Genomic DNA, 13632 nt, shown 5'->3' on the forward strand with positions numbered 1-13632 from the left:
CCTTCTGTTATTTACGCCTGAACCTGAAGTACCAGACCTCATGCCCATAGACGGTGCGGGCCTTGTGTTCGTAGCGCGTTTCGGGCCAGCCTGACGGGCGGTCCTGCCAGCTGGCCGGGCCATCGACGATCCATTCGAAGGCGTCGCCGAAGCGCCGCATGACCATGAGGGCGTGGCGCAGGTAGACGGCGTGGTCGGTGCCGAAGCGGAATTCACCGCCCGGTTTCAGCTTGTCGGCGAACATGCGGACCGGGCCATCGTTCATCATGCGGCGCTTGGCATGCTTGTTCTTGGGCCATGGATCGGGGTGCAGGAGATAGAGCATGGTCAGCGCGCCGTCGGGCACGCGGCGCAGCACTTCCAGCGCATCGCCATGGTGGATGCGGACATTGGCGAGCGTGCGGTCGCGGACGTGGGTGAGGGCCTGGGCGACGCCGTTTACGAAGGGTTCCGCGCCGATGAATCCATGATCGGGCAGCAGATCGGCGCGTTCGGCGAGATGTTCCCCGCCGCCGAAACCGATTTCGAAATGCAGCGGGCGGTCGAAACCGAAGAGGGTTTCCGACGTCACCGGCCCTTCGTCGGGCACGGAAATCTGCGGTAGCAGGCGGTCGACCAGATCCTGCTGCGATGCGCGCAGGGGCTTGCCCTGACTGCGCCCGTACAGCCGGTTGAGAGTGGTCGGGTCACCTTCCTTGAATGCGCTCATGGCGCGGGCGACTAACGATCCGCCCCCCGTGCGTCCAGATGGTACGCATGTTGATCATACGTTTGATCGGGCGAAAATTCCGTCTGTTCGGCAGGGTTGAACCGCCGGGCAACCGCAGTCTAGGGGCCGCGCATGCAAAGACTGCTAGACGATTACTCCGGCCTCCCGCTGTGGCTCCAGTCGCTCATCGCCCTGTGCGCGCTGGCGGTGGCGGCGCTGACGGTCAACTGGCTGCTGAAGAAGGTCCTGCTGCGCATCGCCGCGCCCTATCTGGATGCACGGTCCGATACGGTGGACCGGTCGGCGGCGTGGCTCACCACGGTGATACCCCTGCTGCTCGTCTCGCGCGGGATCGGCCTGGTGCCGCACCTGCCGGAAGAAGTCGTGAACGTGACCGTCAACATCGCGCGCACGATGATCGTCCTGTCGATCGCCATGGCGATCGGCGGAGCGCTGGATTACGCGAACGAGCTCTATTCCCGCCGCCCGGAATCGCGCAGCCGCCCGATCAAGGGATATGTGCAGGTCGTGAAGATCGCCATCTACTTCGGGGCGGCGATCCTGATGATCGCGGTGCTGATCGAGCAATCGCCGCTGCTGTTGCTATCGGGCCTCGGCGCGATGGCGGCGGTGTTGCTGCTGGTGTTCAAGGACACGATCCTGAGCCTGGTGGCGAGCGTCCAGTTGAGCAGCAACGACATGCTGCGGGTCGGCGACTGGATCGAAATGCCCGGTATGAACGCGGATGGCGACGTGGTCGATATCGCCCTGCACACGGTGAAGATCCGCAATTTCGACAAGACCATCACCACGATCCCGACGCACAGGCTCATCGCGGACAGCTTTCGCAACTGGCGCGGGATGAACGAGAGCGGCGGGCGGCGCATCAAGCGCGCGCTGGTCGTCGATCAGAATTCGATCCGCTTCCTGGACGAGAAGGAAACCGACGATCTCAAGCGCTTCAGGCTGCTGGACGATTACCTGGCCAGCAAGCAGGAGGAGATTGCCGAATGGAACCGGCATGAACTGTCCAGCGATTGCGACACGATCAATGCGCGCCGGATCACCAATATCGGCACGTTGCGCGCCTATGTGATCGCCTATCTCAAGAGCCATCCGCGCATTGCGGGGGCAGGGTTCACGCTGATGGTGCGCCAGCTACCGCCTGGGCCGCAGGGCCTGCCGCTGGAAATCTACTGTTTCACCGACACGGTGGAGTGGCCCCCATACGAAGCGATCCAGGCCGACATCTTCGATCATATGCTGGCCATCCTGCCCGAGTTCGGCCTGCGCATCTTCCAGCATCCGAGCGGGCAGGACTTCGCGCAGCTTGCGATCAGGGCCGAATAGGAAACGCCCCGGAAGCGCAATGGCTGTCCGGGGCGGCTCATGATCCCGTCAAGGGATATGCAGTGTCAGGCGGCTTCCGCCTCTTCGTTCGGGTCGCGCAGCACATAGCCGCGGCCCCATACGGTTTCGATGTAATTTTCGCCGCCGCAGGCATGGCTGAGCTTCTTGCGCAGCTTGCAGATGAAGACGTCGATGATCTTGAGTTCGGGTTCGTCCATGCCGCCGTAAAGGTGGTTGAGGAACATTTCCTTGGTCAGCGTGGTGCCCTTGCGGAGCGAAAGCAGCTCCAGCATGGCGTATTCCTTGCCGGTGAGGTGAACGCGGGCGCCATCGACTTCGACGGTCTTGGCGTCGAGGTTGACGGCCAGCTTGCCGGTACGGATGACCGACTGGCTGTGTCCCTTGGAGCGACGCACCACGGCGTGAATGCGGGCGACCAGTTCTTCGCGGTGGAAGGGCTTGGTCACGTAATCGTCGGCACCGAAGCCGAACGAGCGGATCTTGCTGTCCATTTCGGCAATGCCCGAAAGGATCAGGACCGGCGTCTGCACCTTGGCGACACGCAGTTTCTTGAGCACGTCGTAACCGTGCATGTCGGGCAGGTTCAGATCGAGCAGGATGATGTCGTAATCATACAGCTTGCCGAGATCCAAACCTTCTTCGCCGAGGTCGGTCGAGTAGACATTGAAGCCTTCGGTCGTGAGCATGAGCTCGATGGCCTTGGCCGTTGTCGGCTCGTCTTCGATCAGCAGTACACGCATTGGGATGTCCCCCGTTGGTTCCCTAGTGTCCGTCGGTAACACCCATAGAGGTGTTGTCCTGTATTAACCACATTTGGTCTGAAGGAAAAAGGTTAACGCGAAGTAAAGTGCGTTAACTTTTTTCCCTGTGGCAGACAGGTGTCAGAGCGCCGCCAGCTTCTTCTGCCGCCGCCGTTGCGCGCTGGACCCGATCCCGATCGCCTCGCGATATTTGGCGACCGTGCGCCGTGCGAGATCATAGCCTTCCTGCTTGAGAAGGCCGGCCAGAGCCTCGTCCGAGAGGACTTTCTTTGGGTCTTCCGCATCGCACAGGGCGCGGATGCGCGCCTTGATCGCTTCGGCAGAGGCGCCCTCGCCATCGGCCGCGGCGACGCCGCTGGAGAAGAAATATTTCAGTTCGAACGTGCCGCGCGGGCAGGACAGATATTTGTTGCTGGTAACGCGGCTGACGGTCGATTCGTGCATTTCGATCTTCTCGGCCACTTCGCGCAAGGTCAGCGGCCGCATCGCCGTCACCCCCTCGCGGAAGAATCGCTCCTGCCGTTTCACGATTTCGGCCGACGTCTTGAGAATCGTCTTCTGCCGCTGGTCGAGCGCCCGGATAAGCCAGTCGGCTTCACCGAGCTGTTCGTTGAGCCAGCTTTGCGAAGCCTTGTCGCGCGCCCCGCCTTTCAGTTCGAGATAGTATTCGCGGTTAACCACGAGCCGGGGGAGGCTGGCTTCATTGAGGCGGATGTCCCACCCATCGGCGCTGGGCGTAACCAGTACGTCGGGCACCACCGCGCCTTCATCGCCGCCTGCATGGGCGAGGCCGGGCTTGGGATCGTAACTGCGCAGTTCGGCAAGCATGTCGGCGAAGTCTTCATCGTCGACTTCGCACATGCGTTTGAGCCGCCCGATGTCGCCGGCTGCGACCAGATGGAGATTGTCGATCAGCCGCGCCATGCACGGATCGTAGCGATCGGCCTCGCGCGCCTGCAGCGCCAGGCATTCCGCCAGCGACCGCGCGCCCACGCCGGTGGGATCGAGCGACTGCACGGTGGCCAGCGCCCGCTCGGCCTCTGCCAGCGGGATGCCCAGTTCATCGGCCACCTGCCGCAGATCGGTCAGCAGATAGCCGGCCTCGTCGAGTTCGCCGATAATCCGCAGGGCGATGAGCGCCTCGCGTTCGTCATGGGCGACGAGGCCGATCTGGCTGGCAAGGTGGTCCGACAGGGTCGGGCTGCCGGAAGACCGGTTTTCCAGATCCGGCAGTTCGGCACCGCTGGCGATGTCCCCGCGGCTCCAGTCGCCGCCTTCGCCGTGAATGAAATCGCCCGGTGCAGCCTCCGGATCGAGCGCATGGTCGGCGACATCGAGGGCGCCTTCGCCGCCGAAATCGGGCGCGCTGTCATGCTCCGACGGTTCGGCAGGCGAATCCTCGCCCGCTTCGCGCCGGACTTCGCCCATTTCGAGGAGCGGGTTCGATTCGAGCGCTTCGGCAACGAAGGTTTCGATTTCGAGATTGGACAGCGCCAGCAGCTTGATCGCCTGCTGGAGCTGGGGCGTCATCACCAGCGACTGGGTTTGCCGGATATCGAGGCGCGGCCCCAGCGCCATGAGCTAGATCCTCGCGATAGCGGGCATCACAGGGTGAAGCTCTCGCCCAGATAGAGGCGGCGGACGTTTTCATCCGCCACCAAGGCTTCCGGCGTGCCGGCAAAGAGCACCTGACCGCCATAGATGATGCAGGCCCGGTCGACGATCTCCAGCGTTTCGCGGACGTTGTGATCGGTGATCAGAACGCCGATCCCGCGAGTCTTGAGATCTTTGACCAGGTCGCGAATGTCGCTGATGGACAGGGGGTCGATCCCGGCGAACGGTTCGTCCAGCAGCATGATCGACGGCTTGGCCGCCAGTGCGCGGGCGATTTCGGCGCGGCGCCGTTCACCACCCGAAAGCGCCATGGCGGGGCTGGAGCGAAGGCGGGTAAGGCCGAATTCGTCCAGCAGCCGTTCCAGTTCCTGCGTGCGCGTGTCGGCATCGGGTTCGACCATTTCGAGCACGCAATTGATGTTCTGTTCGACCGTCATCCCGCGAAAGATGCTGGTTTCCTGCGGCAGATAGCCGAGGCCGAGGATGGCGCGGCGATACATGGGGAGATTGGTCACATCTTCCCCATCCATCAGGATGCGGCCCGCATCGGGGCGCACGAGGCCCATGATGGAATAGAAACAGGTGGTCTTGCCGGCCCCGTTCGGGCCGAGCAGGCCGAGGACTTCGCCCTTGCCCACCGAGAGCGAAATATCCGTCAGGACGGCGCGATTGTCATAGCTCTTGGCTATGGAAATGACTTCCAGTCCCCCCTGCGGGATGGGAGGGGCGGCTTCGTGGACCGCGTCGTTGTCAGGGCTCATCTCTACATCCGCCATGGGCGCGACATAGCACGCGTTCCAGCCATGAGAACCCCGCATGCGGCCCTTTTCGACCAACTGGCAGGATTCGTGCATGGACGATGTGCCGCACCATATATGGACAAGTGGAGCATGCGTGCGCACGATTGCTTGCCAGGGTGCGGCATTTTTGAAACAATGCGATTCGAGAAGGGGTAGAGAGGAACAGTGCAATGAGCAAAGCGCTCTATGAAAAGGACATCGCCAGCGGGCACCGGACAAGCAGGGCTCGCGACTGGCGACGATCCATGAGCGACAATGTCGCATTCGCACTGCTGGTCTATACCGGCCTACAGATATTCATGACTGTCAACGCGATGAAAGACGGCGTTTCTTCCATCGTCCCCTATCTCGCCCTCGTCATTCTGGTGGGCGGCATCATTCCTGCCTGCCGCTGGTTCGAGCGGCGCTGGTCGGGACTGTCCGACGCCAGGGCGGCCGACCCGGACATGAAGCCGGCCTTCCGGCGCGACCAGATCATGCTCTGGCTGCTGGCCATCGGCCTGCCTGTCGTACTGACGATGTTCTTCAAGCTGCTCTTCGCCTGATCCATTCACCGGTTGTCAGCGGGAAGGGCGCGCCCTACCTCGCGCGGATGATTGCACACTTCCGGCTGATGCCATGATCGGGCCCGACACCGCGCTGGCCCGCTGCCAGGACCTGATCCAACTGGCCCGCAAGATGGGCGCGGACGAGGCCGATGCCGTCGCCCGCGCATCCGCTTCCGAAAGTGTCGGCGTGCGCCTCGGGGCCCTGGAAGAGGTCGAGCGATCGGAAAGCGAAGAGATCGGCCTGCGCGTGTTCGTCGGGCGGCGATCGGCATCGATCAGCACCAGCGATTTTGCGCCCGAAGGCCTGAAACTGCTGGCGGAACGCGCGGTTGAAATGGCGCGGCTGGCACCGGAAGATCCCTATGGCGGGCTGGCCCCGGCCGATGCGCTGTTCAGCGGCGATGGCGTCGATCTGGATCTGCACGACGGGGTCGACCCGTCGCCGGAAGAATTGCGTGAAGCCGCGCTGGCCGCCGAAGATGCGGCGCGCGGCGTTGCCGGGGTCACCAATTCGAACGGTGGCAGTGCATCGGCATCCCGGTCGGTCTTCGCACTTGCGGCCACCAACGGTTTTGCCCGCGGATATTCCGGCGGATCGCACACGTTTTCCGCCAGCGTCGTGGCAGGCGAAGGCGCCGACAAGCAGACCGATTATGCCTATCGCACGCAGCGCCACCGCAGCGATCTGCCCGACCCGGCCGGTATCGGACAGGAAGCGGGCGAGCGCGCGGTGCGCAAGGTGCGCCCGGTGTCGATCCCGTCGGGCAAGATGCCCGTGGTGTTCGACCCGCGCGTGGGTGGCGGCATCATCGGCCACCTGCTCGGCGCGATGTCCGCGCCCTCCATCGCGCGCAAGGCGAGCTTCCTGATCGGGCGGGAAGACGAGCAGCTTTTCGACAGCGCGATCCGGATCGCCGAAGATCCGCAGCGCCTGCGGGGCCTGCGGTCGCGCAATTACGACGGGGAGGGCGTGGCCAGCGTGCCGCGTGATCTGGTGTCGAACGGCCGCATCTTCGGCTGGCTGACCAATGTCGCCAGTGCCGCCCAGCTCGACCTCAGCCTGACCGGCCATGCCAGCAGGGGCGGGGGCGGATCGCCGGGCGTGGCGGCGGGCAATATCTATCTGGCCGCGGGCGAAGCGAGCGTTGCCGAACTGATCGCCGATATCGAGGATGGCCTGTTCGTCACCGATCTGTTCGGTCAGGGCGTCAATCTGGTGACTGGCGATTACAGCCGCGGTGCGAGCGGGCTGCGCATCCGCCATGGCGAGCTGGCCGAACCCGTGGCCGAGATCACCATCGCCGGGACGCTGCCGGAAATGTTCCGCGCACTCGTACCGGCCAGCGATCTGGAACTGGTGCGCGGGCTGGATGTGCCGACCTTCCGCATCGACGGCATGTTCGTGGCGGGCCAGTGATACGGCTGTTCGCCCTACTGGCCCTGCTGCTGGCAGTGCCGGCAGCGGCCCAGCTCGAGGCGCCGTCCGATCCGGTTGCAACGCCGACCCCCGAGCAGACGATCGCAGCGACGCGCGATGCCGGCGACGACGAGCGGATCGCAGAGCGGATCTCCGGCATTTTCTCCGAACTGCCCGCCTTTCGCGGCGTGGACATCATGGTGCGGGAAGGCGTGGTTTCGCTGTCCGGCACGGTCCCCAAGCCGGAAGACGTGAGCCGCGCAGAAGCCATCGCCAGCCGGGTATCGGGGGTAGTGACGGTCGAGAACGGGCTGGAGCGCGACCTGTCGCTGTCGGCGGGGAGTGCGGGGATTTCCAATCTGGCCGACCGCTGGAACGGCTTCCTGAGAATGCTGCCGCTGATTGCCGCCGCGCTGGCCGTGTGGGCGATCATCGCCCTGTTCGGCTATCTCCTGGCGGGGCTGGGGCGCGTGTGGCACCGCATCGCTCCCAACAGCTTCCTGGCAGAACTGATCTCCAGTGCGATCCGCTTCGTATTCGTAGTGCTGGGGCTGGTCATCGCGCTCGACATCATCGGGGCGACGGCGCTGCTGGGCGCGGTTCTGGGCGGAGCAGGGCTGATCGGTATCGCGCTGGGATTTGCGATGCGCGACACGATCGAGAACTACGTCGCATCGCTGATGCTGTCGCTACGGCAGCCCTTTCGCGCGAACGATCATGTGGTGATCGACGACCTCGAAGGGCGGGTCATTCGCCTGACGAGCCGCGCGACCGTGCTGATGACGCTGGACGGCAATCAGCTGCGCATTCCCAACGGGCAGGTCTTCAAGGCGGTCATCCTCAATTACACCCGCAACCCGCAGCGCCGGTTCGATTTCGATCTGGGCGTGGATGCGGACGATGATCCAACGGCGGCGCTGAAGCTGGGGCGCGATACGCTGGCGGGCCTGCCCTTCGTGCTTGCCGAGCCGCCCCCCGAAGCGCGGATCGAAGAAGTCGGCGATTCCAATATCGTGCTGAAATTCCTCGGCTGGATCGACCAGGGCGAGGCGGATTTCTTCAAGGCGCGAACGCGCGCGATCGCGACGCTCAAGGTGGCGCTGGAAGAAGCGGGCTTTGCCTTGCCGGAACCGATCTATCGCCTGCGCTTCGATTCGCGTTCGGCCACCATCCCGATGATGCCTGCAGGCGAATCAGCCAAGGTCGTGACCAGCGAGGCCAAGCCCTCCAAGCCTTCGCTCGAAACGATTGCCGAGGCGGAGGACATCCGGCCCGCAAACGAAATCGGCGAGATGGTGGAACAGGAACGAAGGCGCGGCGGGAACGAGCAGGAAAAGGACCTGCTCGACCACTCGCGCCCCGTCGAATAGCGCCTAGTTTGAGCTGTTGTAGCGCTCGACGCTTTCCAGAATGATGCGCTTGGCTTCGGCCGCATCGCCCCAATTGCCGATCCGCACCCACTTTTCCTTTTCCAGGTCCTTGTAGTGGGTGAAGAAGTGCTCGATCTGCTGGAAGATGATGCTTGGCAGATCCTTGGTTTCGGCGACATCCGAATAATAGGGGAAGGTCGTGTCGATGGGCACGCAGACGAGCTTTTCGTCGCCGCCATGTTCATCCTCGAGATTGAGCACGCCGATCGGACGGGCCCGCACCACGCAGCCGGGAATGAAGGGGCTGCGCGAAATGACCAGCGCGTCGAGCGGGTCGCCATCGGGCGAAAGCGTGTGCGGCACGAAGCCGTAGTTCGCAGGATAGCGCATCGGCGTGTGCAGTATGCGGTCGACGAACAGGGCGCCCGATTCCTTGTCGAATTCGTACTTTACCGGTTCGCCGCCGGTCGGGACCTCGATAATGACGTTGAGGCTTTCGGGCGGATTGTCGCCGGTCGGAATCATTTCGATGCGCATTGCAGCTAATCTCTCGTTGTGGTCGGCCCCTCTCCCCAGAAAGACTTCGCGCCGCGCCTTATAGTCCGTCCGTCCGGCTAGCAACCCGCCTTGCTGCCTATTTCGTGCGCGCTGCCAGAAGGCGATCGAGACCCTGGGTGCCGCCCGATACCGGTTCGATCCACGGATAGCGCAGACCGCCGTGATAGGGGATTTCCAGAGTATCGAAGCGTTCGCCCCGCTTGACCAGCAAGGTGATCGGTTCGCTGCCGTCCTTGGCTGCGGTCACTGCATCGCGAATGACGTCCTTGGAATAGGCATCGCCGTTGACGGCGACGATCGTGGCGCCGTTGACGATACCGGCATCGAATGCAGGCCCATCCCACAAGGTGGAGGACACCTTGCCGTCGCCATCGAGAACGACGCCGAGCGAATAGAACAGGTCCAGCGACTTGCCGCTGGAACTGCGCCCTTCGGCATAGGGGTTCGGCGTGTCTTTCCAGACGAGGCGATAGCCGGCTTTTTCGAGACCGCGCACGGGGGCGGGCTGGTCGGGCTGGCGCAGCCGCGTGTCGAGGAATTCGGCCCAGTCGTAGGGATAGATCGCATTCAGCGTCTCGACGATTTCGTCGAAGTCATAGGTCGACACGCCCCAGTCGCCATCGCTCTTGCCGAAGAATGCCTTGGCGAAGTCGTCGAGACCCTTGCGCCCCCTGGTGCCTTCGCGGATGATCTGGTCCGCTTCCAGCCAGGTGAGCGCGCCTTCGACATAATAGTCCTCGCTACGCTGGAGGGAGCTGTAGGGCAGGGGGCGCCGCGAATTGGTGATCGGGTCGTAGGTCGTATCCTCGACACTGCGCCAGGCGCGGCCGGGCTGGCCTTCGGAATAATTGGCCACGGCATTGGCGAACATGCCCAGCACCGTGTCCTTTTCCTGCAGACCCGAACGAGCCGCCAGCACCCAACCCCAGAACTGGGTCTGGCCTTCGTACACCCACATCAGCGAGTTCTGCATCGGGGTGCGATAGTCGGGCGTCCACAGGCCCTCTGGCCGGCGGAACTTGCCGTTCCAACTGTGAACCAGTTCGTGGCTGACGACGTTGCGGGCCCAATCCATCTTTTCCCAGTCGATCAGCGCTTCCGGCTCGTACTGGTTTTCGCTGGACCGGTGATGCTCCAGCCCGATCCCGCCCATGCGATCGGTCATCGCCAGCAGGAAATTGTAGTGATCGAAATGGCGCGCGCCGAAAACCGCATCCGCCTCGTCGATCAGCCTTTCGAAGGTGCGCAGGTTTTCAGGTGCAAGCTCGAGATATTTGGGCGCATCGGCCACCGCATCTAGCGTGACTTCGGGATCGAGCGACCATTGCTTGGCATAGAGGCCCGCGAAGATCGGCGAATCGACCAGCGTTTCGTAATCGACCGTTTCCCAAGTCACCGTGTCGCCGCTGCGCGCCTTGCCATCGAGCGCGGTGAACACTTCCCACCCCTGCGGAACGGTGACCGTAGGCTTGAACGCGATGCGCCGGGTGTAATGGCCTTCGGGGTAGAGGCTCATCGCTTCCCATTGGAGGTTGAGCATTTCCTGCGTCATCGTGATCCGTCCCTCGCGGCCGGTGACGGGCGAGGTGTGCATGAACTGCGCTGTTACTTCCGTGACACCTTCCGGCACGTCGACCACGAAGCGGAAAACGTCGAGCGGATCGCGTTTCCATTCGAGCGGCTGGCCGTTGGCGCTGAAGCGGATGTTCGACAGCAGGTTTATCTGCCCGCGAGCGGAATGTTTCCCCGGCAGCCATTCGGGAAGCAGGAGGGCCAGTTCGCGCATTCCGGCAGGCACCGGGATGGTCTCGGTAACCGAATAGACCGCACGGCGGGTATCGGTGGCATCGATATCAAGTCCGATCGTTCCACCGGGCCACGGCGTATCCTGGGGCAGTGGAGTCGCATCGCCAAGTTGCGGTGCGATCGGCGCGGAGTTGGTATCCGGCTGGGCCTGGAGCGGGCTGGAGACGAGCAGGGCAGCGACGAGCGTAGCGGGAACGGTGGTGATTTTCATGGCGGTGTAGATGCTTGGGTGGCCCGCGGAAGGCAAGGGCGCCCTCGACCAGCGGCACGCTCGGCTCCACCGACGTGCTGAAGGGCGGCGGCATGCCGACCGCTTGCTGCCGAGGCCCAACGCACCTAAAGCGCGCGCCATGAGCAAGACCCCGCAAGCCATCCGTGGCACCCAGGATATTTTCGGCGCCGACGCCGAGGCTTTCGCCTTCGTGGTCGAAACCTTCGAACGTGTGCGCAAGCTCTATCGCTTCCGTCGTGCCGAAATGCCGGTGTTCGAGAAGACCGAGGTATTCAGCCGCGCGATCGGCGAGACGACCGATGTGGTCTCGAAGGAAATGTACAGCTTCGACGATCGCGGCGGCGAGAGCCTGACCCTGCGTCCCGAATTCACCGCCGGTATTGCCCGCGCCTTTCTTTCCAATGGCTGGCAGCAGCATGCCCCGGTAAAGCTGGCGACGCATGGGCCGCTGTTCCGTTACGAGCGCCCGCAGAAGGGGCGCTATCGCCAGTTCCACCAGATCGACGCCGAAATCATCGGTGCGGGGGAACCACAAGCAGATGTCGAGCTGCTGACCATGGCCGATCATTTGCTGAAGGAACTGGGCATCGAGGGCGTGACATTGCACCTCAACACGCTGGGCGATGGCGACAGCCGCGAGGCGTGGCGCGCCGCGCTGGTCGAGCACTTCCGCGAAGTGAAAGGCGAACTGTCCGAAGATTCGCAGGAGCGGCTGGAGAAGAACCCGCTGCGCATTCTCGACAGCAAGGATCGCCGCGACCAGCGCTTCGTTGCCGATGCGCCGAAGATCGACGATTTCCTGACGGACGAAGCGAAAGCCTTCTTCGATGCAGTGACCAGCGGCCTCGATGCCGCGGGCGTTAAGTGGACACGCGCGGAAAGCTTGGTGCGCGGGCTCGACTATTACCGCCACACGGCGTTCGAATTCATCCCTGACGAGGGCAGCGAAGCGGCAGGCAAACTCGGGAGCCAAAGCACGATCCTCGGCGGCGGACGCTATGACGGGCTGATGGAAAGCCTTGGCGGTGCGCCTACGCCCGCGGTCGGTTGGGCTGCGGGAATCGAACGGTTGGCGATGCTGGTAGGGGTAGTCGAAGCTCCGCCGATCGACGTCGTAGTTATTGCTGAGGGTGAAGGGCTAGAGAACGCGGTCCTTGCTGCAGTGAATGCCTTGCGCCGAAATGGATTCACGGCAGATTCAGTTGCGACGGGAGCGGTGAAAAAGCGTTTTGACAAAGCTGTGAAACTCAATCCCCTCCAAATATTCTCCATTCGCACGCAAGGCCACGGACAAAGTGGTCGTGGCGCATCCAAGGAAGATATGGATCGGGTGCTGGAAATAGTAGCTGATCCGATCGCGCGGCAACGATGACCATCCCAGCCGAACGCCTCGACCAGATCACCCACCGCTTCGCCGAGCTCGAGGCGCGGATGGCGTCTGGCCAGCTTGAAGGCGACGAATTCGTTCAGGCGAGCCGTGATTATGCCGAACTCGAACCGGTGGCAAAGGTCGCTGCCGAGGTTCAGGCGATGCGGGCGGAGCTTGTCGATTTGGACGAAATGCTCGCCGATCCGGAAATGAAAGCGATGGCCGAAGAGGAAATCGCTGCGCTGAAGAAGCGCCTGCCCGAGGCCGAGCATTCGCTGGCCGTCGCCATGCTGCCGCGCGACAGCGCCGATGCCAAACCCGCCATGCTCGAAATCCGCGCGGGGACGGGCGGCGACGAGGCAGCGCTGTTCGCAGGCGATCTTTATCGCATGTACGAGCGTTTCGCGGCCGAGCAGGGCTGGAAGGTCGAGCCGGTCAGCATGAGCGCAAGCGAGGTCGGCGGCTTCAAGGAAATCGTCGCCAATGTGACCGGCACCGGCGTGTTCGCGAAATTGAAGTTCGAAAGCGGTGTGCACCGCGTGCAGCGGGTGCCCGAAACCGAAAGCGGCGGACGCATCCACACCTCTGCCGCGACCGTGGCCGTCCTGCCCGAGCCGGACGAGGTCGACGTGCAGATCGATCCGACCGACCTCAAGATCGATACCTATCGCGCCAGCGGCGCGGGCGGGCAGCACGTCAACACCACCGACAGCGCGATCCGCATCACGCACCTGCCGACGAACACGGTGGTCACCTGCCAGGACGGCCGCAGCCAGCACAAGAACCGCGAAAAGGCGATGCAGGTTCTGCGCACCCGGCTTTACGATGCACAGCGCGAGGCGACGCAGGGGGCCGAAGCGGAAGCGCGCAAGGCCATGGTGGGCAGCGGCGACCGGTCCGAGCGCATCCGCACCTACAATTATCCGCAGGGCCGGGTGACCGACCACCGGATCGGTCTGACGCTGCAGAAACTTCCGCAGATCATTGCCGGGCCGGGCCTTGGCGAACTGGTCGATGCACTGATCGCCGAGGATGAAGCAAAGCGGCTTGCCGCAATGGCCGAATAAGGCCGTGGTC

Annotated in this window: 12 protein-coding genes; 6 read left to right on the forward strand and 6 right to left on the reverse strand. The window is 63.4% G+C overall.

The window, feature by feature from the left end; all coding sequences use genetic code 11:
* Positions 1–7 precede the first annotated feature (7 nt).
* Positions 8–709 carry a tRNA (guanine(46)-N(7))-methyltransferase TrmB gene (trmB, locus tag K3177_RS03330; protein WP_221597012.1) on the reverse strand — a complete coding sequence of 234 codons (702 nt, stop codon included), beginning with the start codon at positions 707–709 and terminating at the stop codon, positions 8–10.
* A gap of 132 nt (positions 710–841) precedes the next feature.
* On the opposite strand from trmB, the gene K3177_RS03335 reads away from it, so the two are divergent.
* The gene (locus K3177_RS03335) at positions 842–2059 is read left to right on the forward strand and encodes a mechanosensitive ion channel family protein (protein WP_221597014.1); all 1218 of its coding nucleotides are present in this window, start codon (positions 842–844) and stop codon (positions 2057–2059) included.
* Positions 2060–2124: 65 nt separating this feature from the next.
* On the opposite strand, the gene ctrA is transcribed toward K3177_RS03335, so the two are convergent.
* The 3 genes from ctrA to lptB form a co-directional block, all read right to left on the reverse strand.
* Positions 2125–2820 (reverse strand): response regulator transcription factor CtrA, encoded by a 696-nt coding sequence (gene ctrA, locus K3177_RS03340; RefSeq protein WP_050601718.1) that lies wholly within the window; start codon positions 2818–2820, stop codon positions 2125–2127.
* Positions 2821–2961: 141 nt separating this feature from the next.
* Positions 2962–4419: an RNA polymerase factor sigma-54 gene (gene rpoN / locus K3177_RS03345; RefSeq protein ID WP_103022986.1), complete on the reverse strand. Its 1458-nt coding sequence runs from the start codon at positions 4417–4419 to the stop codon at positions 2962–2964.
* A 26-nt stretch (positions 4420–4445) separates the two neighbouring features.
* Positions 4446–5216 (reverse strand): LPS export ABC transporter ATP-binding protein, encoded by a 771-nt coding sequence (gene lptB, locus K3177_RS03350; protein ID WP_234003092.1) that lies wholly within the window; start codon positions 5214–5216, stop codon positions 4446–4448.
* Positions 5217–5425: 209 nt separating this feature from the next.
* On the opposite strand from lptB, the gene K3177_RS03355 reads away from it, so the two are divergent.
* The 3 genes from K3177_RS03355 (at position 5426) to K3177_RS03365 (ending at position 8590) form a co-directional block, all read left to right on the forward strand.
* A complete protein-coding gene (locus tag K3177_RS03355) occupies positions 5426–5800 on the forward strand; it encodes a hypothetical protein (RefSeq protein WP_221597016.1) in 375 nt (124 codons plus the stop codon).
* A 73-nt stretch (positions 5801–5873) separates the two neighbouring features.
* Entirely contained in the window at positions 5874–7220 is a 1347-nt protein-coding gene (locus tag K3177_RS03360) for a TldD/PmbA family protein (protein WP_221597019.1), read from the forward strand.
* Complete coding sequence (locus K3177_RS03365; protein WP_345725347.1) at positions 7217–8590, forward strand: mechanosensitive ion channel domain-containing protein; 1374 nt, start codon at positions 7217–7219, stop codon at positions 8588–8590. The genes K3177_RS03360 and K3177_RS03365 overlap by 4 nt, the downstream gene beginning before the upstream one ends.
* A 3-nt stretch (positions 8591–8593) precedes the next feature.
* On the opposite strand, the gene ppa is transcribed toward K3177_RS03365, so the two are convergent.
* On the reverse strand, positions 8594–9127 hold the full coding sequence (gene ppa, locus K3177_RS03370) for an inorganic diphosphatase (protein WP_103022989.1): 534 nt from the start codon (positions 9125–9127) through the stop codon (positions 8594–8596).
* Positions 9128–9224: 97 nt separating this feature from the next.
* Positions 9225–11165 (reverse strand): M61 family metallopeptidase, encoded by a 1941-nt coding sequence (locus tag K3177_RS03375; protein WP_221597020.1) that lies wholly within the window; start codon positions 11163–11165, stop codon positions 9225–9227.
* 139 nt (positions 11166–11304) lie between these two features.
* Here K3177_RS03375 and hisS point away from each other — a divergent pair, with 139 nt between their 5' ends.
* Together hisS and prfA are read left to right on the forward strand one after the other, a co-directional pair.
* On the forward strand, positions 11305–12558 hold the full coding sequence (gene hisS, locus K3177_RS03380; RefSeq protein WP_221597022.1) for a histidine--tRNA ligase: 1254 nt from the start codon (positions 11305–11307) through the stop codon (positions 12556–12558).
* Complete coding sequence (gene prfA, locus K3177_RS03385) at positions 12555–13622, forward strand: peptide chain release factor 1 (protein WP_221597024.1); 1068 nt, start codon at positions 12555–12557, stop codon at positions 13620–13622. The genes hisS and prfA overlap by 4 nt, the downstream gene beginning before the upstream one ends.
* The last annotated feature ends 10 nt before the right edge of the window (positions 13623–13632 follow it).

Origin of the sequence: Qipengyuania pacifica, assembly GCF_019711555.1 — a bacterium.
Taxonomy (GTDB): domain Bacteria; phylum Pseudomonadota; class Alphaproteobacteria; order Sphingomonadales; family Sphingomonadaceae; genus Qipengyuania; species Qipengyuania pacifica.